General features: G+C 59.9%; 20 protein-coding genes. 4 read left to right on the forward strand and 16 right to left on the reverse strand.

Features of this window, described 5'->3' with window-relative positions; genetic code table 11:
* Positions 1-295 precede the first annotated feature (295 nt).
* On the forward strand, positions 296-967 hold the full coding sequence (locus tag ACYQ2I_RS14450) for a YqaA family protein (protein WP_460167729.1): 672 nt from the start codon (positions 296-298) through the stop codon (positions 965-967).
* A gap of 11 nt (positions 968-978) precedes the next feature.
* Here the strand turns inward: ACYQ2I_RS14450 and ACYQ2I_RS14455 are convergent, their stop codons facing one another.
* The 12 genes from ACYQ2I_RS14455 to smpB form a co-directional block, all read right to left on the reverse strand.
* On the reverse strand, positions 979-2,313 hold the full coding sequence (locus ACYQ2I_RS14455) for a PQQ-binding-like beta-propeller repeat protein (RefSeq protein WP_460167730.1): 1,335 nt from the start codon (positions 2,311-2,313) through the stop codon (positions 979-981).
* A 204-nt stretch (positions 2,314-2,517) separates the two neighbouring features.
* Positions 2,518-3,378, reverse strand: coding sequence for a branched-chain-amino-acid transaminase (gene ilvE / locus ACYQ2I_RS14460; protein WP_460167731.1), 861 nt, complete (start codon positions 3,376-3,378; stop codon positions 2,518-2,520).
* Between the two features lie 203 nt (positions 3,379-3,581).
* Positions 3,582-4,505 carry an ABC transporter ATP-binding protein gene (locus ACYQ2I_RS14465; RefSeq protein ID WP_460167732.1) on the reverse strand — a complete coding sequence of 308 codons (924 nt, stop codon included), beginning with the start codon at positions 4,503-4,505 and terminating at the stop codon, positions 3,582-3,584.
* Positions 4,498-6,150, reverse strand: coding sequence for an ABC transporter permease (locus ACYQ2I_RS14470; protein WP_460167733.1), 1,653 nt, complete (start codon positions 6,148-6,150; stop codon positions 4,498-4,500). The genes ACYQ2I_RS14465 and ACYQ2I_RS14470 overlap by 8 nt, the downstream gene beginning before the upstream one ends.
* A gap of 231 nt (positions 6,151-6,381) precedes the next feature.
* Positions 6,382-7,869 carry a lysine--tRNA ligase gene (lysS, locus tag ACYQ2I_RS14475; RefSeq protein ID WP_460167734.1) on the reverse strand — a complete coding sequence of 496 codons (1,488 nt, stop codon included), beginning with the start codon at positions 7,867-7,869 and terminating at the stop codon, positions 6,382-6,384.
* Between the two features lie 386 nt (positions 7,870-8,255).
* Positions 8,256-9,449 carry an FG-GAP repeat domain-containing protein gene (locus ACYQ2I_RS14480; protein ID WP_460167735.1) on the reverse strand — a complete coding sequence of 398 codons (1,194 nt, stop codon included), beginning with the start codon at positions 9,447-9,449 and terminating at the stop codon, positions 8,256-8,258.
* Between the two features lie 110 nt (positions 9,450-9,559).
* Positions 9,560-10,039, reverse strand: a complete 480-nt coding sequence (locus ACYQ2I_RS14485) for a hypothetical protein (protein ID WP_460167736.1) — start codon at positions 10,037-10,039, stop codon at positions 9,560-9,562.
* Between the two features lie 306 nt (positions 10,040-10,345).
* Entirely contained in the window at positions 10,346-13,492 is a 3,147-nt protein-coding gene (locus tag ACYQ2I_RS14490) for a flagellin N-terminal helical domain-containing protein (RefSeq protein WP_460167737.1), read from the reverse strand.
* Positions 13,493-14,114: 622 nt separating this feature from the next.
* On the reverse strand, positions 14,115-14,324 hold the full coding sequence (gene csrA / locus ACYQ2I_RS14495) for a carbon storage regulator CsrA (protein WP_460167738.1): 210 nt from the start codon (positions 14,322-14,324) through the stop codon (positions 14,115-14,117).
* An 874-nt stretch (positions 14,325-15,198) separates the two neighbouring features.
* Positions 15,199-16,590 (reverse strand): ABC transporter permease, encoded by a 1,392-nt coding sequence (locus ACYQ2I_RS14500; protein WP_460167739.1) that lies wholly within the window; start codon positions 16,588-16,590, stop codon positions 15,199-15,201.
* Positions 16,587-17,285 (reverse strand): ABC transporter ATP-binding protein, encoded by a 699-nt coding sequence (locus ACYQ2I_RS14505; RefSeq protein WP_460167740.1) that lies wholly within the window; start codon positions 17,283-17,285, stop codon positions 16,587-16,589. Before ACYQ2I_RS14505 ends, ACYQ2I_RS14500 begins: the two co-directional genes overlap by 4 nt.
* Positions 17,286-17,428: 143 nt before the next feature.
* Positions 17,429-17,929, reverse strand: a complete 501-nt coding sequence (gene smpB / locus ACYQ2I_RS14510; protein WP_460167741.1) for an SsrA-binding protein SmpB — start codon at positions 17,927-17,929, stop codon at positions 17,429-17,431.
* A gap of 196 nt (positions 17,930-18,125) precedes the next feature.
* Between smpB and ACYQ2I_RS14515 the strand changes: the two genes are divergently transcribed.
* On the forward strand, positions 18,126-19,289 hold the full coding sequence (locus ACYQ2I_RS14515) for a hypothetical protein (protein ID WP_460167742.1): 1,164 nt from the start codon (positions 18,126-18,128) through the stop codon (positions 19,287-19,289).
* Between the two features lie 27 nt (positions 19,290-19,316).
* Here the strand turns inward: ACYQ2I_RS14515 and ACYQ2I_RS14520 are convergent, their stop codons facing one another.
* Positions 19,317-20,741 (reverse strand): APC family permease, encoded by a 1,425-nt coding sequence (locus tag ACYQ2I_RS14520; RefSeq protein WP_460167743.1) that lies wholly within the window; start codon positions 20,739-20,741, stop codon positions 19,317-19,319.
* Between the two features lie 514 nt (positions 20,742-21,255).
* Here ACYQ2I_RS14520 and infA point away from each other — a divergent pair.
* Complete coding sequence (gene infA, locus ACYQ2I_RS14525) at positions 21,256-21,474, forward strand: translation initiation factor IF-1 (RefSeq protein ID WP_460167744.1); 219 nt, start codon at positions 21,256-21,258, stop codon at positions 21,472-21,474.
* A gap of 380 nt (positions 21,475-21,854) precedes the next feature.
* Here infA and ACYQ2I_RS14530 read toward each other — a convergent pair whose 3' ends face one another.
* Together ACYQ2I_RS14530 and ACYQ2I_RS14535 are read right to left on the reverse strand one after the other, a co-directional pair.
* Positions 21,855-22,244 carry a hypothetical protein gene (locus ACYQ2I_RS14530; RefSeq protein WP_460167745.1) on the reverse strand — a complete coding sequence of 130 codons (390 nt, stop codon included), beginning with the start codon at positions 22,242-22,244 and terminating at the stop codon, positions 21,855-21,857.
* A 272-nt stretch (positions 22,245-22,516) separates the two neighbouring features.
* The gene (locus ACYQ2I_RS14535; protein WP_460167746.1) at positions 22,517-23,236 is read right to left on the reverse strand and encodes a lipoate--protein ligase family protein; all 720 of its coding nucleotides are present in this window, start codon (positions 23,234-23,236) and stop codon (positions 22,517-22,519) included.
* A 153-nt stretch (positions 23,237-23,389) separates the two neighbouring features.
* On the opposite strand from ACYQ2I_RS14535, the gene ACYQ2I_RS14540 reads away from it, so the two are divergent.
* A complete protein-coding gene (locus tag ACYQ2I_RS14540) occupies positions 23,390-24,454 on the forward strand; it encodes a HEAT repeat domain-containing protein (protein WP_460167747.1) in 1,065 nt (354 codons plus the stop codon).
* Here ACYQ2I_RS14540 and ACYQ2I_RS14545 read toward each other — a convergent pair.
* Positions 24,425-25,747 carry a hypothetical protein gene (locus tag ACYQ2I_RS14545; protein WP_460167748.1) on the reverse strand — a complete coding sequence of 441 codons (1,323 nt, stop codon included), beginning with the start codon at positions 25,745-25,747 and terminating at the stop codon, positions 24,425-24,427. The two genes, ACYQ2I_RS14540 and ACYQ2I_RS14545, sit on opposite strands and share 30 nt — an antisense overlap.
* Between the last annotated feature and the right edge of the window lie 7 nt (positions 25,748-25,754).

The following is a 25,754-nucleotide window of genomic DNA, read 5'->3' on the forward strand; positions in this document are numbered from 1 at the left end:
ATCCGTAAAAGCGGATCAGGGGGCACAGGAGGGCAAATCATCTCGACTTCAGGGCGAAAGTGCCTTGGAGTCGGCGCATAATTCCAGCGCACAAACCCGCGCTATCGGATGAAACACCGAACCGTCGGGGCGGTTTCGCGAAAAGTTCCCCGGTGTTCCGAGGCAGTTGCCCTGTTTCCGAACGAACCGCTCGATTACGATGACACCTTTCGAGAAGCTATCTTTTGACAACCGCAAGAATACAAGAGTAGTTTTCCGGCGCACGAGCCCGCTTTGAACGCGAAACAGGCTTCCTATGGACACCGACTCTCAACAAGGCAACAAGACGAGCTTGCCCGAACGCACCGACACGTCACCACGAAGTCGGTTCCGGCCCTTGCGCCGACTGTACGATTGGGTTTTGCATTGGGCCGATACCCCGTACGGCACGCCGGCACTATTTGTCCTGGCATTCGCCGAGAGTTCCTTTTTCCCCGTTCCTCCCGACGTACTTCAAATTGCCTTATCGGTATCCAAACCGAAGCGGTCGTTTTTCTACGCGACGGTCAGCGGCATGGGCTCGGTACTCGGCGGAATCGCCGGTTGGCTCATCGGCTTTGCCTTTTGGACGATGCTGGGCCACTTTTTCATGTCGTACGTGCCCGGCTGCACCCAAGAGAATATCGACTATGTCGGCACGCTCTACCGCGACAATGCGTTTTGGACGATCCTTGCCGCAGGTTTCACACCGATCCCCTACAAGGTGTTCACGATTGCAGCCGGAATCTTCCACGAATACGTCCCATTGACCGTGCTGGTTGTCGCGTCGCTATTGGGTCGTTTCGCGCGTTTCTACCTTGTCGGGGCCTTTATCTACCTGTTCGGCCCCGGGGTCAAACGTTTGATCGAACAGTATTTCGACCTGGCCGCACTCGCCTTTGTGATCTTGCTCGTCGGGGGATTTCTGGTCGTCAAGTTCGCCCTGTAAGCCCGATTACGTCACTCGTCGCTTGCCCGCAACGAAACGCAGATCAGCTCCTCGTCGTTGCGGTTGAAAACACATCCGCCGGCAAACGCGGGATGCGACCACGTCACGCCTTCGCCGCGAGAAAGTTGTCCGCGGGTGGGAGAAAGCAACCTCGCCCGCGAAAGAACTTCGACACCTTGCGGCGACAGACGGGCGACGATCAATTCGCCCATGTCGTTGAACATCCAGACCTCGTCGCCGTGCCGTACGGGATGTAGCGTGCCCCAGCGTTCCAGCGAGGTCAAGGTCAAATCTTCCCACACGCGATCACCGGTTGCAGCGTTCAAACAGCGATATTGACCGTATCCGTCGACAGCATAGATGTAGCCGCCCTCGAGAATCGGGGCCCCCATCAGCGTGTGCACGGCATCGGTGTTACGCCCGTCCTTCCCTTGACGCCGCCACAGCTCGCGGACCTTTAAGTCAGGGGTCAGTTGCAACATGGCCGCCCCGTCGTCGAAACAACTCACAAACAAACGCCCCGTCGCGGCATCGTACACCGGTGAGATGATCGGATCGATCCAGCGTTTGTGCGTAAACGGATACTCCCAGTACAGTTCGCCCGTTTGCGGATCCAAACCGACGACGCGTTTCCCCGTCCAACACACGAGGACGCGCCGCCCACCTTGCTCGATAACAATCGGTGCACTGTAGGATGCCGGATCGTCCAGCGCCTGCCACACGATATCCCCTGTCCGACGCTCGAACGCCGTAATGCAGCCGTTTTCGGCGCCGATTTGGACGATCAGTAGATCGCCTTCGACCAACGGTGCCGAGGCGCACCCCCAGGTCGGAATCTCGATTTCGAGATCTTCGCCGGGAACTTTCTTCCACAGCACCTTGCCGGTTGCTGCGTCGAGGCAATGCAAGTGCCCCATCGTGCCGAAGCCGTAAGCACGGCCGTCGTGGATGGTAACCGACGCCCGCGGGCCTGTACGGTACGTCACGCGCACGTACGGCGCCGGATACGCATAGGTCCACAACCGCCGGCCGGTCGCAGCGTCGAAGGCGTGCACGCGCTCGATCTCTTCCGGATCGGTAACGCGGTCGGTAACGAAGACTCGCCCGTCGGCGACCGTCGGACCGCTGTAGCCGCCGGAAATCTTCACCCGCCATAACGGTTCGAGTTGCGGTCCGTCGAATCGGGAAACGATTCCTTCTTCGCGCCAAATTCCGTCACGGTTCGGGCCGCGCCATTGGGGCCAATCGTCGGCCCGTGCGAAAGTCACAGCAACCAACGCGATACCCAAGACCATCATCGCCGTGCGGCGCAACGTCGTGTACCAATTTCGATCCGGCTCTCGCACGCTTCGACCTCCCGAGATGACGACCGTCCGACCACAAGCGGTCTAGTGCTCGCCGCCTGCGCATTTCGACCGGCACGATCATCGTCCGATCGATTCGTGCAATATTGTGATCCGACGACTCGCGAAACGCAAACCGCGTTGCAAGCGGCAACAGCCGATCAACGCTTCGAAAAGCCCAGGAACACGAAGCCCCGCGACGACCGTTTACGCCCCGCGCACCAGACGATGGAACCGAGCGATCAAGTCCCGCGTGATCGGCCCGGGTTTCCCGTCGCCGATGGGACGACTATCGACTTTTACGACGGGAATGACTTCGGCGGCCGTTCCGGTCAAAAAGCACTCCGAGGCCGTGTACACGTCGTGACGGGTCAACGGCACTTCGAGCACTTCCAAGCCTGCCTCGCGGGCCAAATCGATGACGACATTGCGGGTGATCCCCTCGAGGATCCCGGCGTCGGTCGGCGGCGTGTAGAGCTTGCCGTTGCGCACGAGAAAGATGTTGTCGCCGGTGCACTCGGCCACTTCGCCTTTATGATTGAGCATCAAGGCCTCGACACAGCCTGCTTTGAGACCTTCGATCTTGGCGAGAATGTTGTTCAGGTAATTCAACGACTTGATCCGCGGACTCAACGCCCCCGGATGATTCCGGATCGTGCTCGCCGTCACGATCTCGAGGCCGTTCTCATAAAGCTCTTTCGGGTAGAGAGAAATGTAGTCGGTGATGATGATCACCTGCGGATCGCTGCACCGATTCGGATCCAGCCCCAAAGTCCCCGAGCCGCGTGTGACGATGACCCGAATGTAGCCGTCGTCGATGTTGTTGATCTTCAACGTCTCGACGATGGCCCGGGCCATTTCTTCTTTGCTGATGGGAATCTCCAACAGGATCGCCTTGGCGGAATCCCACAGTCGATCCAGATGCTCCTGCATGCGGAAAACCTTGCCGCCGTAGCTGCGAATCCCTTCGAACACGCCGTCCCCGTAGAGCAGCCCGTGATCGTAGACGCTGATGACGGCTTCTTCTTTGTCGTAATGTTTCCCGTTGATATAGACTTTCAGTGACATGGCAAGGAATCCGACTATGGCTTGAAGGGAACGGCGACAACGCTTCGGTCGAACGCACACACGGCATCCCCGTCACGGTCCTGCGATCCCGCGCGCGAACAACGGCGCGTTGTGTAGACGCTCAAGTGATACCGTTTCGCGCGGGAGGAACGGTCGATAAAGGGACGCTTTCAAGACACCCGCCGCGACCGACACGTTCGCATCTACCCGTCGCTTTCGACGCGGCCGTCGACCAAACGCACAGTCCGATCTGCGCGTTCGGCAATGGTAGGATCGTGCGTAACCATGACTATAGTGAGGTTGTGCCGGTCGTTCAAGGCACGCAAGAGAGCCAGGATTTCTTGGCCGGTGGCACGGTCGAGATTGCCGGTCGGCTCGTCGGCAAGCAGGATCTCGGGTTGTGAAATCAGCGCGCGAGCGATCGCGGCACGCTGCATTTCGCCTCCCGACATCTCGCGCGGCTTGTGTTTCAAGCGGTGCGACAACCCCACGGTTTCCAACAGTCGTCGCGCTTCGGCTCGATGGCGGCGCCGTTCAGCGAGATACCGGACAACGCCCCGGCCGATCATGATCGGTGTCAGGACGTTTTCCAATGCCGTCAACTCGGGCAGCAGATGGTAGAACTGGAAGATCATGCCGATGCGTTCGTTGCGCAATCGTTCGCGCACGCGCACCGGGGCATTGTCGACGCGTCGGCCGTCGAACCCGATCTCGCCCGCGTCGGGTGAATCGAGCAATCCCATCAAATGCAGCAACGTGCTTTTTCCCGACCCGCTTTGCCCGACGATCGCCACGAATTCGCCGCGACGAATCTCCAGGTCGACTCCCCGAAGCACGGGCACGACGTGATTTCCTTTGCGATACGCCTTTTCGAGTCCCGTAACCGTCAGTTGCGGATCGGCCGGCGCCCGTTCGCTCCGATCATGCGCGGCATCGACACGAACGGTTCGACCATCGGCAGTTTGCGTCTCGCGCGGCGACGTTGCCGGTTCGTCCTCGTCCAAATCGAGCCGAGGGCCGCCCACCAAGGGCACACCACGAATCCGGGGAACGACCGCCAACCGCGGATCGGCGGGCTTTCGCTCGTTGCGCGATTCGTTCAACCATTGACGGAATTCGTCACTCATAGCGAAGTGCCTCGACAGGATGAAGGCGGGCGGCTCGGTAGGCGGGCACGATGCTCGCCAATACGGCGATCGCGACCGCCCCGATCACGATCCAAGCGACCGTCCACGGATCGACGATCGCCGGAATCTTGTAGAAGTAGTAGATATCAGGATCGAACACGGGATGACCGGTCAAACGGCCGAGCAAATCGGCGATCTCGTTGATGTAGCGCACGAACAACAATCCCATCACGAGCCCGACGCCCGAACCGAATAGCCCCAACAACATGCCGTACCCCAAGAAGATGCTCATCACACCGCGACTCGACGCACCAAGCGCCTTGAGAATGCCGATATCCCGCGTTTTCTCGACTACGATCATAAAGAAAATTGCCAATATTCCGAAACCGGCCACGCAGATGATCAGGAACAACAGCACGTTCAAAATGGCCGTCTCCATGTTCACCGCGGCCAACAGCGGGCCTTGGTTGTCGCGCCATGTTTCGATGCTGTAGTACTGCGGGGCGAATGCTTCGCGCAAGCGATCGCGCACCGCGTCCATATCGGCACCGGGCTTGAGCTTGATACTAATCGCGTTGACCATGCCCACGCCGGTCGACGGATCGATCATTCCTCGCAGCTTCTGCAATACGTCGATCGGTACGAAGGCGAATTTCGCGTCGAACTCGCTCATCTTGCTTTCGTACAAGTCGACGACCGTGAACTTGTCGCTAATCACCTTGGGGGGCGTACCGGCTGTCGGAAACGTCAGCTTGACGTCGTCGCCGGGCAAAATCAGAAAATGATCCGCGCCGTCTTTCCGAAAACTGGCCAACCCGATTCCCAACACAATGCCCGTGTATTGCTGCGTCTCGGGATCGAACGTGATCGGCTGCGTCGTCGACGGACCGAACCGCTCAAACGGGTTCGTGCCGGGAACCGACGGGGCATCTTCCGAACCGGTATCGTTCGTATCGGTGGGAATCGGTGAGGGGATGTCCGATCCGGTGTGTGGCGGATTCAGCGCACCGCCGACGCTCGGATTCGGATTCGCTTCGGCGGCCGAGGAATCCGGAACCGCAGATGCATCGGCGGAATCGTCCAGCCCCAACCGGGCAAGCATCTTTTCAGTGGCCGCTTTTTCGCGTCGGTACGGCCACCCGGCATTCGCCAACGCGGGCCGTTCGGGGGCTTCGGCTCCGGCCTGATGGTCGCGGGTATCGTAACCTCCCTCGCGCAATTCGAAACTGAGTTGTTTTCGATTCTCGGGGTGCTGGAGATAGCGGCTGAAGTCGCTCACCTGCCCCTGCGTGGCCGGATCGATACCGATCAGGTCGACCTGGCGGGTGATCCAATTGTCGCCCACACGGTAACTGAGCATCGCCGGCACCACGACCGTCGGCGTCATCGCCTCGATCGAATCGCCCGCCACGCGGCGAATCTGCTCCATGTGCCATTGCGCATCGGGAAAGCCTTCCAGACTTCGAGACTGGAAAATGATATCGGAAAGAATCCCGTGAAGCCGATTCTGCATCTCGGTGCGAAATCCGAGCATCACGCTGTTGACGACGATCATCGTCGCCACACCCAACATCACACTGATGATCGACGCCAGGGCGATGTAGCGTGTCCGCAGGTACCGCCAGCACAAAAGAAGCTTGTACATCGAATCGACTCCCTGTCGATCGCCGGGAAACAAGCCGCCGAAACGATCGGCTTCGTCGCGGCGAGCGGCCCTACCGCACGCAACCGCGTGCGACCGGCGCGCACACGACGACCGCTCATGAAGCCGTGCGGCCGAAGCCAGATTTCCCGGACGATACGAACCTCCTTGTTCGCGAACTGCCGTCTCCTGCGGTTTGCGGGCGAAAGATCGTTCCCCCGCGCGTTGCAGCGATCAGTCCGTCTCGAGACGGTACAAGGGGAACAGAATCACCTCGCGGATGCTCTGACAGTTTGTGAGAAGCATGACCAACCGGTCAATACCAATTCCGAGCCCCCCCGCCGGAGGCATGCCATGCCGCAAGGCGCGAATGAAGTCCCGATCCATGCGGGCCATCGATTCTTCCTCGGGCAGACCTTCCAGTTGCCGGGCGAACAGTTCCTCTTGCAGGTCGGGATCGTTCAACTCGGTATACGCGTTCGCCAACTCCATCCCTTGAACGAACAGCTCGAACCGTTCGGCGATTTCGGGACGATCGGCCTTCCGTTTGGTCAACGGGCAAATCGCCGCCGGATAGTCCATCACGAACACCGGGCCTGTCAGCTTCGGCTCGACGAATTCCTCGAAGATTTCATTCTTCACCACGTCGGGATGCTTGCCCTGCGGCTCGAGACCTTTTTGCTCGGCAAATCGGGCCAGGCCTTCGGCATCGTCGGCGTCGATGCCGGTATGTTCCCGCACCAAATCGGCGTAAGTCGCCCGTTGAAACGGCGGTGTGAAATCGATCGTGACGTCGCCCCACGGCAACTGAAGCGATTGGCCGGTCGCCTGGATTGCCTCGACGATGATCTTCTCTGTAAGGTCCATCATCGAGTGGTAGTCGCCATAGGCCTGATAAACCTCGAGCATCGTGAATTCGGGATTGTGCCGCGGACTGATGCCTTCGTTGCGATAGACACGGCCCAGCTCGTATACCCGCTCCATTCCGCCGACCAACAGTCGCTTCAAATGCAACTCCAACGCGATCCGCAAGTACAGCGGCATGTCGAGTGCATTGTGGTGCGTGATGAACGGTCGGGCGGCAGCACCGCCGGCAATCGCGTGCAGCGTGGGCCCTTCGATCTCGACGAACCCCTCGCCCGCCAGCGTGTTGCGGACGGCCTGCACGATCTTTGTCCGCCGCAGAAATCGCTCCATGACGCCCTCGCTGTAGACGAGGTCGAGGTAGCGCATGCGGTTGCGGAGTTCAGGATCGTTCAGTCCGTGCCATTTTTCCGGCGGTGTTTCGATCGATTTGCACAAGAATTTCAGACCGTCGGCGAAAATTGACAGCTCGCCGGTTCGCGTGCGTTTCAGTTCGCCGTCCACGCCGATGATGTCGCCCAAATCGAAACATCGGGCCAATTCCCAGTTTTCATCGCCTACCTGGGCCTTGCCGATGAGCACCTGGATCTTGCCGGTCCAGTCGGCGATATCGAGAAAGATGAGCTTCCCCGAACGACGTTGTCTGAGAATGCGTCCTGCGGCGCGAACCCGCGGCCCGCGTTCCTCCGGCGGTTTGCCGGTCTCACAATCACCGGCAGGAAGGATTTCGATTTCGTTTTCCCGCGATCGAATTGCCGCAATGGCCTGATGATCGTCGAACCGGGAACCCCACGGATCGTGACCGAGTTGCCGAATTTTTTCCAACTTCTCACGCCGCGCCTTTTCCAGCGGACTCATCTTGGTCTTCTTTCGACCCGAGCTCGCGGGAGCCGAGTTGGACTGCCGAACATTGGAATCCGCGGTATTCTTACCGTTTTGCATTTTTTCCAAACAACCCATTTTGGCGAGTTTGAAACGTGAGAAGTTGCAGCGACCAACTGCGATCGAATGGTCGTCGTAGCGGGCGAAGGCTGTGCGCGTCGTCCCGACAACTCCATGTTCGAAGCGCGCGCACCCCAACCGCTCGCGATGTAACCTGCGAAAAGAACGTATTTTAGGGAAACGGAGCGTGCCGTCAATGCCGCCGCTGAAACGGCCGACGGGTCGGAGCGAGCCCGGCGTGCGGACTTCGCGCCGACCCGACAGAGTCCAAGCGATTCTTCGAATGATCGGCCTGCGGAAAATCAGTCTTCCCGACCGCGATTCAGCAGGACCCACGTTCCGGTCTTTCCGGCAACGGCAATGTCGAGTCGCCCGTCGTCGTTCAGATCCACGACGTTGATTTGCATTCCCGTGCCTACCCCTTCCCCGAAGTCGGCAATCGTGAAGCGGCGAAACGTGCGGCTTTCGGGCTGCCATTTATAGTAAAACAAGCACTCGGGCTCCTTGCCGCCGGGATCGTTCCCGGCATGTCCGCGAACGCGTTTGCCCGTAATGATCTCGCAGACACCGTCGCCGTCGATATCGGCCCATACGATGGCGTGTACCTGCGACCACGACCGATCGATGAGATGCTCGGTCCAGGTCGTCGTTCCGTCGGGTTTCGGTTCGCCTTGCTCCCACCAATACAAACCGTAGTCGTGAGCCTTGCCCCACACGATGTCGTTGCGCCCGTCGCCGTCGACATCGACGATCAAGCCAGGACAACTGGGGTGCGGCAAAGCCGTTTCGGGATGAAACTTCCAAGGGGACGCCCACGGATCGCCGGCCGGGCGTTCATAGAACCCCACTTCGCACAATACGTCTTCGCGCCCGTCGCCATTGATATCCCCGAAGCCGTAACCGTGTCCGCCGCCGTTTTCGCCGATCACGCGACGTTCGATGGTCGGGTTGCCTTTTTCATCCTTGGTCAGCTTCCAGACGACGACGGGGTCTTGTTTGATCCAACAACTGACGAAAATCTCCGGAACGTCATCGCCGTCGAAATCGTGCAGCACGAAGATTTCATTCTGTCCTCGCGTGTCCTTCAACAAATGCGGCGTCCACTTGTAGCCGCGTTCAAGCCCCAGTTTGCCGGGGTTTTCGTACCAGTACAGTTCCGATTCCTGCCATCCGCCCGAAATCACATCGATCCAGCCGTCGCCGTTCACGTCGTAAGCCAGATCGGCGTTGTTGGGATAGTATTCCTCCATCGTTTGCGGCAAATCGCGAACGGGATGCGGAATATAGTCGGGACCGCGAAACCAGTGTGTTCCGGCGATGATGTCGAGCGTCCCGTCCTTGTCGACATCGGCGACTGTACAGCCTTCGTTGGGGCTCACCATCAAGCAGCGCTTATCGAATTTAACCCCACCTTCGTCGGCCCGAACAGCGGCCACTCCACCCAACACGACAGCAAAGAAAATCGCAGCGCACGGCAGAACGACCCCGTATCTCATGGCGAAACTCCTTCTCGATGCTCGAAGACACCCCGTATCACCAAACGGGGCTACTGTAATTACAGACGCCGAAGCGTTCAAACCGAAGGACGTGCGAATCGGGCACAACGTCATGCGGATGGGGCGCCGCGCTGTGCCAAATAATATTCAAGGCGTGCAAGAATAGCCTCACGATGCCCGGCAAAAGGAACGTAGACCGCCCGTAACGAATCGATCGGGCAAAATTCGGCCGTATCGAGAAGCAACAAGCCGTTGCGTTCGATGCGCACGGCGCCGATGGCCTGCCACGGAATTCGCTGCAACCGGCCGAAGACGATTCGTTCGACACCCCGCGGCCCCATTCGATACGTGGCGGGCAAAACAGCGCGGATAAAGGCGAACAAGAGAACGCCGCAGGCAATCGCCGTCCACAGAATACGGCCGGTCGTCCAGAATACCGCCCCGCCCGCCGCGACGACCGAAACAACCAGTATCATCCCTACCAACGGCTCATCGCGCAACGGCCAATTGTGCCATTCCAACAGGGGCGGATCGTCCGCCAAAATGGCCTCGTGATGCCGTGCCGTAGTTGCCGAGTTGCCGGTACTCATTTGTCCCATACCGTTCGGACAATCGATTCCGAGCGGACGCCCGAACTTGCGTCTGCCGCTCCCCGAATCGCAATCGCTTTCTCCTATTGTAGTCTCGGGCCGAAAGATCCGTCCAATCGCCGAAGTGCCGACGGTGGCCTCGATGCTTTTCGGTCGACACTCGGCCGGCTGGGCGGCGTTGTCCTTACATCGACGACAAAACGCCCCTTCCTCCGGGTTCGGAAGAAGGGGCGTGCGGAAGGTCACGTCGTCATCGGTCGGCCGCTCTAGCCGTTTCGGCCCGATAGCGGCCGTACCTTTGATTCACTACCGCAGCAGCGACAAGACCGCTTGCGGGTTACTGTTGGCGATCGAGAGCACCGACGTACCCGATTGGACCAGAATCTGGGCACGGGTCAACTTGGCGCTTTCGGCCGCGAAGTCGGCATCGCGGATATCGCTTTCGGCCGCGGTCAGGTTTTCCAAGGTGTCGTTCAAAGCGGCGATGTTGGTTTCCAAGGTCGTCCGCTGGAACGCACCCAACCGCCCGCGAAGCGTCGTTACCTGCGTGATCACGTCCTCCACGATCGCCGCAGCACCGATCACGTCGTTGGTCAACGACTTGCTGCCGCCCGACCGCAGGTCGCTCAATCGGCCACGCGAACTGCCGAGCTTGGCGGTGTTCACACTTTGGATGCCGATACGGGCCTGCTGGTTCGAGACCACGTCCGGACCGAGCTGGAACTGGGCACCACCCGAGGTGATGGAGAAGCTCAGTTGCGAGCCGGAGGTCACCGAGCTCGACAGGGTCAAGCTCAAGTCGAGCGACGAAGTGTTGACCGAAGCTTTGAGTCCCTTACCCACAGCCTCGATACCGTTGATCTGCACGTTCACGTCGGTACCGGTGACTCGGGTGGCCACGTTGCCGTCCGAATCGGTCGTCTGGAACGTACCGCTGAGGGCCTTCACCGAGACGAACGCATCGGAGCCGTACTCGGTCGCCTCGAACGTGAGTCCGGTGTTCTGCTCGTCCGAGTTCCCCAGCAGGGCGACACCGTCTTCGGTACCGTTATCGACCTGGCCGCCGCTGAGCGTGGCGTAGTCGGAGATCGTCACGGCACCGCTGCCGTTGCCGCCGCCACCGTTGGCTGCGGTAAACAGGGCGCTGGCGGTCGCATCGTTGTTGATGGCGTTGATGACCTGCGTCGCGGTCGATACGCCGTCTTCGATGCCGATGGTCAGCGTCTTCGTCGCCGCATCCCAACTGACGGTTTCCGAGCCGGCGGTCGCGGTATCCTCGAACACCAGTTGGACGCCGTCGTAGTCGGTGCCGGGTTGAACGGCGGTCAACTGAATGCGGGCGTTCTTCCCGTTCTGAGCGTAGGTGGTCCCCGACGCTTGGGCGTCTTCGAGTTGCGTACCCGAGGTCGCAAACTCAAGATCGCTCGTCGTCGCGGCCAACAGCCCCGAACCGTCGCTGCCTTCGGCATTGCTGACGCTGATCCCCAGCGATTGCAATGTCGCGGCGTTCGACGGATCGTCGAAGTAATCGATCAGGTCCTGGGCCGTCGTAGTCACGATACCGTCGGAAGTCGTCGCGAGGTGGACGATGATCGTTCCTTCGCTTTCGATCCCACCGCTGGTCGTGGCCAACGTACCGGTCATCGTGGCGTCGATGGCGCCCGAACCGTCGCTGGTACCGAAGTTGCTCGCCCGGAAGAACTTTCCGGCGTAGTCGTCGTTGTTCAACAGGTTGACGACATCTTGCGCGGTGTAACCACCGGTGATATCGATGTTGAACGTCAGCGTCTTGTTCTCGGCGTCCCAAACAACGGTGTTCGACGTATCGTCGTTGAAGACGATGCTCACGTCGTCGTAGTCGGAACCCTTGAACCGCGAGGTGATCTCGATCGTGCTGTTGGCGTTCACACCTTGAACGACAGCCGAGGCAAAACCCGTCACCTGCGGATCGGTCGTCAGGTCCACGCTCAACGATTCGCCGGGGTTCGACACGAAGCGAATGTTCCGCGAGCCTTCCGGTCCCAAGAATTGGAGACGGTTATTGGCATTCGCATCGCCGTAGTAGGCGTATTCCTGGAATTCGCTTACCGTGCCGTAGCCGTTGTTACCGTCGGCCAACGCGGCCGTCACGTAACTACCGGCGGCGCTGTTGATCGCCGAAACAACGTCGTTGGCCGTTGCGGTCACCGTACCGCCGTCGACACCGCCGCTGAGCGTCAATCCGGCGGCGTTCATACCGGCCACCGACAGCGTCCCGGAACCGTCCGATTCACCGACATGGCTGGCGGTAAACAGGGCCGAGATCCGCGCGTCGTTGTTGATCGCCGTGACCAACTGATCCGCGGTCGTCACGCCGTCGTTGATGCCGATGTTCAACGTCTTGGTGTCATGATCGTAGGACAAGGTGATCGCACCACCGGTGTCGGTGACGTTGATCGTGACTCCGTTGAACTCCGTACCGGCGATATCGGCGTCGATTTGGATCGCGTTGTTGACGTCACTGGCATCGTCGACCTGGCCCGAAGCCGCGGCCCATTCTTCGACACCGAGGGTGACGACCAACTTGGCCGGATCGTTGCCTGAAGCCGCCGTGTACGTGGCCGAGGTCGTCGACGTCGTACCCTTGACGTATTTCACGCGAATATCGCCGGCCTCTTCACCGGCCGTATTCGCGGTAATGGTGATGTCGTTCTCGGTACCGAAACTCGACGCGACGACTTCGCCGGCGGTCGCTTCGGTTTGAACCGTGGCGGTCACCCCCAAGGCGTCCGAAACGAGGTTGATCGCTTGGGCGATGTCCTCGATCGTGCTGCCCGCGGCAAAGTTGAAGGCCTCGAACCCTTCCTTACCGCCGACCTCGAGAACGACGTCGTCGGCCAGCGCGCCCTTGTCGTAATTCAAACTGGCCTTGGTCGCGACCGAAACGACGTTCACATTCACGTCGATCTGCGACAGGCTGCCGAAATTCGCCTGATCGATTTGCAGCTCGGTGATGCTGTCGGAATCGACGCCCGAAGTAATAAAATCGAGCGAACCGTCCAACAAACGCTGACCTTGGAACTGCGTCACGTTCGCGATCCGGTCGATGGCTTCGAGCGACGAGTCGATCTGCAATTGGTTTGCTGCGATCTGCTCGGAACTCAAGGCCCCGGTGTTGGCCGCTTCAGAAACCAGACCGCGAATGTCGTTCAACAGCGAGCTGACCTGCCCCAAAGCGCTGTCGGCGGTGGCGATCATCTGATTCGCCCGCTCACTGTTGGTGATCGCCTTTTCGACGGACGTGATATCCGCCCGCAACGTCTCGCTGGCGATCAACCCGGCGGGGTCATCCTTACCGACATTGATCCGCAGACCCGTGCTCAGCCGGGTCAGCGATTCCTGCAAGGAAGCGTTGGACCTCGCCAACGTCTTCTGAGCATTGAGAGAACTAATGTTCGTGTTGATTCGGGTCATTGCCGGACACCCTTTCTTCCAATTAAAGCGTAGACCAAGCCTGAATGGAGTGCGGGATATATCGGGTGATCAGGCCGTCGAGACGAACGCCGATGGCCGCGTGATGCGGATTGTTACGGGCGAACACGCCGCAGCCTGGATGGCGAAACTCCTCAAAAGGGTTGGTCACCATCGAACCGTCGGTTCCGGGAAGGCACGGTATTCCTCCCGGCCGGTCCGCAGGTCACTTGCCTTGCGATCCCCGCTGGGTCCGTCGCCTGCCGCCCTGCTCCTTTTCGAGTCGCCACTCCGTTGAAACTCGAATCCAGGCAGCATGAAGCGACCGACTTTCGCGGTTCTCTACGGGGGGATATCGACTTGGCAAAGCAGGGGCTTTAGGTGTTTTGGCAAATTTCGGCAATTCTGAGCCGCCGCTTCCCATTTTTGCGATTCGGCACGTGGAATTACCGGACCAAACGAAAAAAGCCCCGCGATCCGACCTTCGTGGAACGCGGGGCGTTATTTTCCGCAAATCCTGAACTTACCGAATGTTAGATGCCGTTCGAGTCGCTGTGATTCGCAAGATCGACAGGGGCGTTACAGCCGATAAAGTCGACACGACCAGGCGTGCAAGGCACACCGCTCACTTCCCGTCACCGGAGCCGCGACGCGCTGCTTCGCGACGACCGTTCTCGCGCTGGATCGCCTCGTACACCTCGCGACGATGTACCGGGATCTCCTGCGGAGCCTCGATACCCAGCCGAACCTTGTCACCCCGGATATCGACGATCGTCACAACGATATTGTCTCCGATGATGATGCTCTCATCGCGTTGGCGAGACAAAACGAGCATCGGGGTTCTCCTTCCGTGTACAAGATGGAAAGTGCCGTCGCATTGCAGGCGGGATCGGTGTCGCTCATCGTACGGCCGGCACACCGAAAGCTGTCGGGCTCTACTTCCTACCTTCGGCGACCTCAATATCGCCGTCGAACTGTTTCCGCGCGCCGGTCGCGCGAACGGAAATCACTTCAAGTCCCTATTCACGTTCGGCATCCCCTCGGGCGTTCCGTGAACGTTCCAAGCGAGAGATGGTTTGTGACGATTGACACGATCACCCCAATGACACCGAAGGCACCGAACCCCCGCCGGCCGACGGCGGAAGATTTCGAAGACGTCAAAGCGTCTTCCAGGCCGGAACTCGCCGATTGCGCTACGCGCGGGAAAGAAAAAGTGCGAGCGACCGGCTCACGTGTACGTGATCGGGTTCCGTTGCGGGACCGGAACCATTCGATTCAACCGAGAGAACCTCGATCGTCGCCTTCCCGACGAGCCGTTACGAATTCCGGAAGGTCGACGTCCGCCGTGTTGCGGGTTGTCACGTACACCAGGGCCAACGACCGACACAATCTACGAAGCGGAACCAGTTTCAGGGGGAAGGATTGGGCAATCCACTCATCGAGAAAGTTGTCCGGTCGTTCGAGGGCGAGGGAGCCGGCCGCTCGGTTACGAACCTACAAGCGGTTCGCCGAAAGGGAGAGCCATCCCGGCAGGACGTCAACAAGGGGCTAGTCACAGAGAGGGGATGCTCGGTCCCTTTCTAACGACAAATTTATCGATCAACCGCCTCAATGCAAGGAATTTTTGCCGATATTTCAGACAATTCTTGCCGCGGACGCCCGCACGACCTGCCCGTTCCGGTGTACTATATATACCCCACAAGAGCCATTCAGACTTTTAGCGAGTCGGCAACATCGGTACGATAGGCGATCACCGCGGGCAGATAGCCCACTGCCGACGCCAAGGCGATCAGCCCGGGCACGAGGATCAATTCCACTAGCTGGAAATTGAAAAACCCGACCTGGACGCCGGTTTTCTCCATAATGACCGGTGAAAGAACGCCGACCAGGCCGTGCCCCAGCAAGGCGCCGATCAGCCCGCCGCCAAGCGACAGCAGAATACTTTCGAAGAGGATGATCGCCATCACGGTCGCCCGTCGGGCCCCCAACGCCCGCATGATCGCAATTTCAAGCTTGCGGTCGCTCATCGAGTTGTAGATGCTCACCATCAACCCGATGCCGGCCACGATCACGATCATCACGGCAAAAATCAGCAGAATCGCTTGGATATCCCCCAACAAGCTATCGAAGAGTCGCTCGACTTCCTGGACCGGTTCGACGGTCTGCACGTCGGGAATTTCGGACAATGTAGCCGGCAGCGCCATCGCGCGTGGGGCGTTCGACCAGTCGCGACGCACCAAAACAGCCGTAATCCGCCGTTCGCCCTTGTGGTGTTCGTGCGACACCTCTTCGCTCAAGGCGACCAGATCGTCGGCCGGCTCTGGATGGTCACCGTGCTCTTCCTCCGAATCAGCGTGCGAGGCCTGTTCCTCGCCGCTTCGCTCCGCTTGTTGCAGTTGCAGCTTGGCCTTTTCGATTTCTTCTTGAAGGACCGCGGCCGCCTCGTCTTCGTGCTCGTGCATCGCCCAAAACCCTTGGATGTTGATGTACAGCGCACGATCGACAGGCGTGCCCGTCGGTTCGATCACACCGACGATGGTAAAGTCGTCGGCATGCTCTTCGGTCGAATCGGGGGCACCGTGGCTACACCGGAAGGTGTCGCCGACCCCCAATCCTGTTTCGCGGGCGACTCGCGAGCCGATGACCGCTTCGAACGGCGCATCGTCCGAGAAGTTTCGCCCCCCCTCGGCAAATTCGTACTTGCGGTCCTCGAGGTACCGGAAGACCTCGAACATCTCAGAAGTCGTACCGACGACGGGAAAGCCTTTGTAGTACGCCCCCAAGCACACGGGTACGGCAGCCTCGGCCTCCGAGGAATATTTCCCGCTACGCAATTCTTCGTAGACCGAAAGCGGGATCGTGCCGCGCGGCGGCTGAAGATAGTACACCGTTCCCAACACCAGCTCGAGCGAGCCGCCTTTGGCCGGGCCCACGATCAAGTCGTAGCCTTGCGAGCTGCGGTGAAATGAGTGATCGAGCACTTGGTAGACCACCAAGACGGCAACGACCAACGCCACCCCCAACGCCATCGAAAGGGCCGTCAACGTCGAGGCCAAGGCCCGATGCTGAATACTGCGCCACGCGATCTTCCAAAGGCTCATTTTTTGCTCAACACCATGTTGATATCTTCGAGGCGGACGACGCGGGAGAACTGCGAGGCGACCTCGGGACTGTGAGTCACCATGATCAGTGCCACGTTTTCTTCGGCGCTGGTTTCCCGCAACAAGTCGATAATCTGCTGCTGATTTCCCGAGTCGACGTTCGCCGTCGGCTCGTCGGCCAGAATGATCTTCGGATGATTGGCCATCGCCCGCGCGATCGACACACGCTGCTGTTCGCCGACCGACATTTGTCCGGGCTTGTGTTTCATTCGATGCCCCAACCCGACGCGTTCGAGCAGATGCTTCGCCCAATCGACATCGGTCCGCCCCTTGGCGAAGCTCATGCCGAGCATCACATTTTCCAACGCCGTGAAGCCGGGCAAGAGATTGAATGTCTGGAAGACATAGCCCAGATGCTCGGCGCGAAACCGATCGCACTCCGCCTCGGAAAGCAGCGTGATGTCCCAGCCGTCGATTCGCACCTGCCCTTCGTTCGGACGACTGATTCCGGCGATGATGTGCAACAGCGTCGTCTTGCCGCAGCCGCTTTCACCGACGATCACAACCTGCTCACCCGCCTCGACCCGAAACTCCGGGATGTCGAGAATCGGCAGCTCGCCGCCGCCGGGTTCGATGAACGATTTATAGACGTCTTTAAGCAACAACAGGGGTTGCTCTTCGTTGGGCATCGACATCGACGTTGTCCTCCGACACAAAATCGGCCGGGCAGTTCTCAAGCCGGAACGAGAAAAGCGGCCGCTGTCGGTACGTGATGAACGATCACGCGGTTCGATCGGCCGGACTCGCCGGCAAAGTCTAACGAAATTCGTTGCCACACCTAGCGCCAGCGTTGCATCGTCCGGCGGATTTCGCGCTGGGATTCTTCCCGTTTGAGCCGCTCGCGCTTGTCGTGCTGCTTCCGGCCGCGGCATACCGCCAACAACACCTTCGCTTTTCCCCGGGAAAAATAGATCTTCAGAGGGACAAGCGTTAGTCCTTTTTGGTAGGCCTGGGAGGCGAATCGCTTGATTTCGCGGCGATGCAACAACAACTTGCGGGGTCGCTTAGGCTTGTGGTTGAGGACGTTCGCCTCACGGTATTCCGGAATATCGCAGCCCAACAGCCAAACTTCATTGTCCATCACGCGGGCGTAGGCCTCGTCGAGCGAAACCCGATTGCAGCGCAAACTCTTGACCTCGCTCCCTTGAAGGACGATCCCGCACTCCAGGGTTTCGAGCACGTCGAAATCGTGTCGGGCCTTGCGGTTCTGCGCCACGACCCGCTCGTTGCTTTCGGCGTTCGACTGCTTCTTGTTCTTCTTTTTCTTGGCTGCACTCATCGATGTGTCGATTCTCAAGGAAAGGTACGGCTCGGCAGCGTACCCAAGCACCTTCCGCCTTGCCGGTCGAAGAACGCATGCTGGCCCCACACCGCGGCGTCGGCATTCCCTTTCCGTTTCCGAAACCGTATCTTTTCCATTGCGATATTGTCTGGAGTATACTGCAAAAAAACCCCTCGGTCACGGGAGGCGGGAAGTGGTCGAAAAGTCGCTCGACATCAAGTTACGGCGGATCCTGGCCGATCGCTCCTGCCGCGATTTCATTCTCGCCGACGCCAAAGACGCCGACATGGCGTTCGGCTTGGCCGCTCCCGGAAAAAGCCCGGAACATCACGCGCACGAAGGGCGTTTTCGCACACTGGACGAATACCGGGACATCATCCGCCAGGTCGTCGCCCAAGGACTGGTCGACATCGTCCTCACCAGCGCGAGCACAAACGAGCTGCTGACGATTCGCGAGCGTCTGTTCGATAATTCGCCGGTGACTCCCGCGGTGCGGGCAAACGACACGACCGACATCTGGCTCGCCGGCACGGGCGCCCGCTACGGCTCGCAACCTTCCCGACCGTTCCGCACAGCGACCTTGGATCACATCATGTGCGGAAAGGCCGACTGCACCCCGGAGGAACGCCGCCTGGGCGCCGATCTGGGACTTTACTCGGTCACGTTCAACAATGACACGGAACGCGATCTTGCCACGCTCGAGGCGTACAAGGCGTTCCGTATCGAGGCCGAGCGAAAGGGATTCCGGCATTTTCTCGAGGTATTCAGCCCGAACGCCCCGGGTGATCACGCCCCCGAAGACGTCGCCCGTTTCGTAAACGACCACATCGTCCGGACGCTTGCCGGAGTGACTTCCCGCGGCCGACCGTTGTTCTTGAAGATCCCATATTTCGGCCCCAAGGCGATGGAAGCCCTCGCCCGATACGATTCGTCGTTGGTGATAGGGATTCTCGGCGGCTCGGCGGGCACATCCTTCGACGCTTTTCACATGTTGTGGGAAGCCAAAAAATACGGGGCTCGCGTGGCGTTGTACGGCCGAAAAATCAATCATGCCGAAGACCAGCTCACGTTCATCCGCTACCTGCGACTGGTGGCCGACGATGAAATCGAGCCTGCCGAGGCCGTTCGCGCGTACCACGCCGACCTGAAAAAACTGGGAATTCAGCCGTATCGTTCCCTCGAGGACGATCTTCGGCGGACGGACACGGCCGCACACTACGATGCCTCGACGACGCGTCGCAGGTTGCCGATGGCTTCGCCGTCCCATACCGACGGCGAAGAACCGGATTTCAGCCGTATGACGCCCGCCGAAAAAGCGCGTTGGAATCTCGAACGCTGGAAGCGAATCCTCGGATAGCACGGTCGATTCTCGAACGCAATCGCGTCATGCCGCCGAACGCAACCGCCAAACAGCGAAGACGCCGAGGACGATTCCTAACGCCAATGCCCCGAGCGCCCAAAACGCTTCGTAGGTCCCGTTGTTTACGGCGTACATCACGCACGAGTAGATCATGTAGGCGCATCCACCGCAGAACAACAGCGGAAAAACGGGGCCGAACGGAACGCGAAACGGCCGTTCCAAGTCCGGTCGCCGAATCCGCAGAACAACGACCGAAAAGCCCGTCAAAAAGAAGAACGTCCAAAATACCGGCGACGAAAAGATCAACAGGTTTTCGAATCCCGTGTTGTACCATCCGAATCCGATTACCAGCGCAAGCGTAACGGCCGCCTGGATCAACAACGAGGCCACCGGGGCATCGCGGTTCGGATTCCACCGCCCCAACGCGCGAAACATGGCATGATCCTGCCCCATCGCATAGTACACTCGCGCGCCGGTAAAAATCTGGCCGTTGGCCGAGCCCAAAGCCGCGATACAAATCACGACGGCGATCACCTTTCCCGCCGCAGGTCCGAGAACTCGGGCCAACAAGTCGGACGCCACCGCCTGGCTCTGCCGGAAACCGTCCCATCCGAGCCCCGTCGCGAAAGCAAGGTTCACCAACAAGTACAAGCTGGTGACGGCCAGGGTGCCCAAGATCAACGAGCGCACGATGTTCCGCCGAGGATTGACGACCTCGGCCCCCACGTAGGCCATTTCGTTCCAGCCGCCGTAGGTAAACAGCACGAACACCATCGCCAACCCCAAATTGAGCGAAGGCGTCTTGGTAGAAACCGCGTCTGGAAGCCGGGGCCCGGCCGCGAAGAATCCGACGACGACGATTGCCGCGAGGGCCGAAACCTTGAGAATCGTCAAGATGTTCTGCGTCCACTTCCCTTGGCGCACGCCGAGCAGGTTGATTCCCGTCAAGACGACGACGGCCGCCACCGCATAGATCAACAGCGGCAACGTCGACGCAAGTTCACCCGGTAGCTCCGCCGCCTCGAACGAGATCGGAGCCAAGGCTTGCGCGTAGCGGGCGAAGACGAACGCCATCATGCCGATCGAAGCGGGCCGCACGATCCACAGCTCACACCAAGCGAACAGAAATCCCACGTAGCGTCCGTACGCCCGATTCAGAAAAACGTAGTCGCCGCCTTCACACGGGATCGCCGTGGCCAGTTCGGCGTAGCACAGCGCCCCGACCAGCGAGAAGACGCCTCCGGCGAGCCACACCGCAACCAGCCACTTCAGGTTCGGCACGAGCCCGGCAATCGCAGGCGACGTCTCGAAAATGCCGGCCCCGATAATGATGCCCACGATGATGCAGACCGAGTCAAAGACGGAAAGTCGCCGTTTCGGTCCGGTGTTAGCATCAGCAGAGTTTGCGGCTGAAATCGCGGACGCCGCCGACGTCGATGAATCACGCATGACGCAAATCTCTTGTCTACTGAGGAATCCGTCGGAACCGGCTTTTTGTGCTTACGGCACGCAAAAAAGCACTTTCTGAAAACTAACCCCGGTTTGCGACCAACGTTCCGTTCGGCATCGCCGGGTTTCCGGGGCCGATTATTTGCCCGGGCCGGATCGATCGCAACCGACACGGCATTTAAACCACACACACCTGTCAAAAAACGCGCTGCTCGTCCGGAGAAAAACCTTTTTCTTTTAGGTTTTGCCTACGTTATACTTGATGTGACCTTGGTGTCGCTCGTCCGTGTACCGAGGGCAACAGGGCGGAGGCCGAGCGACGCCACCGACCGTCCAAATCCCCACGGATCCGGCCCGCCGCGACGTTTCTCACGCTTGGCTGCACCGTCTTTTCGGTGCATTCGGGACGAAGGCGGTTAGCGCCGTCTTTGTGAATTGGTAGGATGACGAAACATCGTCGTCACACGGTGGGCACGTCGTTTTCTTGGTTGTTTCTCTGTCGACGGAGTGTTGCATGGCTCGTGAAAAAGGAATCGAAGTTACCGGAACGGTTACCGAGGCGTTGGCGAATACGCAGTTTCGCGTAAAACTCGAAACCGGCCACGAAATCATCGCTTATGTGGCCGGAAAGATGCGCAAGCACTTCATCCGCATCGTCCCCGGCGACAAAGTGCGGGTAGAGCTGTCACCGTACGATCTGACCAAAGGCCGCATCACGTACCGCGAACGGTAGTCTCTCTTCCCCGTTCGGACCGGCTATTCTCGAAGCGCGATCCCTTTCGTGCCTCCATCCGCCGGCAAGCTCGCGTCGACGACTTTCGCTCTTAGGTTGCGCGCGATTTGCCCCACCACGGAACTTGGCTCAATGGCCCCAGCGCGCAGCGAACAACCCGTTGTCGATCCGGCGAAGAGGCGATCGTAGGAGCGGGCTTGCGGTGCCTGACAATTCGCCGAAATCTACAACGGGTTGCCGCTTCTCGGCCTTTCTTTAGTGGCGCGTCGACGATTCAACCGGCCGTGTTGGGTTGTTTCCTGCTAGAGTTTCCCAAGGGTTTCCATCTTGCGTATTCGCCGCGGTTGTTCATTCTTGGTCGGCGTTTGCCGGACCTTGTATCACCACAGAATGCGGAAGCCGAATCGCGGGGTTTGAAAACCGAAACCGCCGTGGTCCGAACGGTGATGATACGAACGCCCGTAGTACGGCGTGTAGTATCGCGGATAGCGATGCGGAATCACTACCGGCGGATGTCCAGGATGCGGAATGATCACCGTCGGATGTCCAGGAACAGGCGGCTGGATGATCGTCGGTCCCCCGTGCCCACAGTGCCCGCAGGTGCATCCAGCTCCATGGCCGAAGTGCCCCACGGTCGTGACCGACATCGATCCCCCCGAGTAGACGGTCGAATGCAGACCGCCGGAATACATTTCGAACCCATCCGCGAAAGCGGGGGCCGACAAACAGAACGCCGCGAACGCTGCGGCCGGCAACAGAAGACTTCTCATGGCTCGGCTCCTTTCGTCCGATGAACCTGGGTCGGGAGAGAAGAAACGTGTCATGCCGTCCGAGCCTTTGTGCATTCGGCATGCCGAACCGCCGAACAATGAACGCAACTCAGCATATGAAAAGAAGTTAAGACTCAAACACAAATTTGCACACCGACGTTTCTCACTCTTTTTGTTGCAACATCGCACTCCTTTGTCGCATCATCGCACAACCAGTCCATCGAACGAGGGGGACTTCTCTCTGCCTTCGAGCTCCGCAAACGAATGCGCGGTCAGCGTTCCATATGCCACTCGCAACGCCCGTAGCGTTTGGCGACCAGCTCTGCCGTTCGAGACTTCGGCCACGTCTCGAGCGACTCTTCAGCTTGCCAATAGGCAGCAATCGCCTCGCGCACTTCGGCACATTCGGCAGGCAGATGGGTAACGAATTCGCGATGGGACCGATTTCGGCGGTAATCCGGCCGTCGCGGCGGCATCCGCAAAAGCGATTCGATCAGGTCCGCAGCCGGAGCCAACAGCAGCGTTCCGTGATAGAGCACCCAATCACGTTTCACCCGCAGACTGTTCCCGCAAAACTTGCGATCTCCCAAGGTCAGATCGTTGATCCCGCGGTAACACACCCCCGGATGGACTCGCTGGAGCGCCGCCACCATGCCGCGAAGTACATGCCGGTGGATGCGGTCGACGTTCACCAGGTCGGGCCGCGCCCGTCGACAAAGCACCAGGGCATACATCAGGCACCCGGGGCCGATGACGACGGCGGCCCCACCGCTTGTCCGCCGCAGTACAGGCACTCCGCGCGACCGACAAGCGGTCGTGTCGACCTCTTCTTCGACCTTCGAAGCCCGGCCGACGACTACGGCCGTTTGGGTGCTTTCCCAAAAGCGCAGAACCTCATCCGACCGGTCTCCCTCGCAGGCGGCATCCAGCAGCGCCTCGTCGAGCGCAAGATTCTCTTCCGGGGTGGGCAAGCTCAGGTCGAGACGTTTCATGATTCATTCGCGAGCCGGGCGGGTCGGTTTTTCGTTCATCGTACGAGAGCCGACCGCGGGCGGGAATACGCGAATAGTGGAAATCGCACATACCGGCTAAGATGGACGAAAAGCCCGTCACTGATCAAACCATCACGGCCGAACGATATTCCCATGCCGACTGCGCCGCACCCCGAAGACGATTCACGATCGCCTGATGCCGTCGACGCCCGACCGTGGAGCCGCATTTGGTCCATGATCGTGTTGCCGGGAATCATCGTGGGACTGTTCGTGGCAGGCTATGTCCTTCTCCGACAGCGCCATTACCCGCAGGAAGGTCTCGATCGACTTCTGACCGTACTGGAGGACGACCGCGGTCCCCGGCAGGAAGCCGCCCTCGAATTGCGATTCCACCTGCTGCAACTCGCCGACAAACACGAAACCGTATCACCGGCACACGTCGATCGAATCTTGAAAATCGCAGAGCACGAATTGAACGCAGCCGAAGCGGGCAATCGGGAACGCATCCTCACCGCCGCTTACCTCTGCCGTGCCTTGGGCGCCCTGGGGCCGGAAGCGACGGCCGCCTTGACCGACGCATCGCGGCTGCATCGCGGTACGCCCGAGGCAACCTCCTTTTCCGCCGTGCGAGCGGCTGCGTCGGCGTCGCTGGCCGAACTCTTGTCGCGGCAACCGAATCTTGCCGCCGATCCCCCGCAATCGCTGGTGTCGGCCGTGATTGATGCCGCGAGCGATCCCGACTCGCAAGTGCGGTCGGTGGCTGCGTTTGCGTTGGGGTTGATCGACGGCGCCTCCGCCAAGGACACGTTGGGGCGTCTGCTCGATGACGACGATCGGCTCGTCCGATACAACGCCGCCGCGGCACTGGCAAGGCGAGGCGACCGACGCGCCGTTCCCGTGTTGTGCGAGATGCTCACAGATCCGCTCGAACCCACCGCTTCGCCGCGGACGCAAATCTTTGCGGCCCAACCGCCTGAAGCCCCGCGCGATTCGCCAGCTCTGCAAAGGCTGGTCACAGCGAACGCGCTGCGGGCGGTCGAACTGTTGCTTGCGGCGCAGCAGGCGGAAGCAGGTTCCGACAATTCCGATTCACCGGAGATTACGGCCGCCGACCGGGAAAACCTTCGTCGCGCATTGGAGAACGCGGCAGCGCGTGCGGACACGGCCACGGCCGATCGTGTCCGTGAACTACTCGACCGGCTGCACGGCCGCCCCTGACGAGGCTTCTCCGGGGTCGGGCGTAACGTCTTCGTCGACAACGATCGTCGCGTTTCCGTCGAAGCCGATATCGAGCGGATCGCGACCGGTGATCTTTCCCCCGTCGTCTTTCGCATCGGGGCCGACGGAGTACACGAGCCAACCGTCACCCGATCGCACGGCGATCATGTCTCCCCCGCTGAAGGGGTCCGGCACGGCCTCGTTGGGCACGCCCAATTGCAGCATCATGGCCCGCTCGATCTTGCCGGTTTGTTGTTTCGCCTCGGGCGACTGGTGAAGGGCCAACAAAATTCTTGCTGCATGGGCGAGCGCTTCCACGCGGAAAGCGTGTTCGGCCGCCGTTTCGTAGGCGGGCATCGTGATCTTTGCGAAGTCCTGGTCTTCCGGTAAACGATCGACCAATTGCATCGACCCCAACGCCTGGTAGTCGCCGCGTTCGACTTCGCCGACGAACTCATCGACCAGCTTCAAAAAGGCGATTTGATAGCGCAGTCTCGTCGTTTCGTCGAGCCACGACTCGTCTTCTCCGCCTTGTTGCAGCATTTCCCAACCGATCACCCGATCGGCTTTTGCCGCTGCGATGAATGCCTTGCGTGGTTCCACGCGGGCAAGTGCCTGGTCTATCTCGACGGCCAACTCTTCAGGGATCGGCTCGCGGCCCAGTCCGAGAGCAAGATAACGGATTGCCACGTCCTGAGCAGCCACGGCATTCAGGTAGCCCATCAAGCCGGGTTGATCAGCGGCCGCGGTAGCGATTTTCAGCAGATCGAGCGCCGCCCGCAGGCCTTCTTCGCGTTCGCCGATGTTGTAGTGATAAATTGCCGAATTGCGGGCATAGCGAGCGGCATTCCGCAGCAGTTGCCCGGCATTTACGCAACGTTGAAGGAATTCGCTCGTCGTTCCCTCGTAAGGCAGGTCGGCCCGGTAATCGCGACAGGCGGCGGCACGGGCAAACGCCTCACGAAGATCGCCGCTGCCGGCGAACAACGGCGGCCACGCCTTTCGGCCGTGATCGGTCAAACGATCGTCCTTCACCGGCGCGGGCGCGTACGAGTTCTCGAGTTTTCCCAACAACCCCGAAAGAGGCTGCTCGTACTCTTTGAGTATGCTCCAGGCATTTTCCTCGTCCGGCACCGGCGGCGGCGCCAAATCGGCCAACGTCATCGGTTCGCCCGATGCTTCCCATTGCCGTTTGAGCTGCGTCAGTTCATCGACCGTCGACTTCCGCCATGCGTATGCCGACACGCCGACCGCCAACGCCAAACCGAGCAGCACGGCCACCACAAAAACCACAAGTCGA

Source organism: Thermostilla marina (assembly GCF_054657455.1).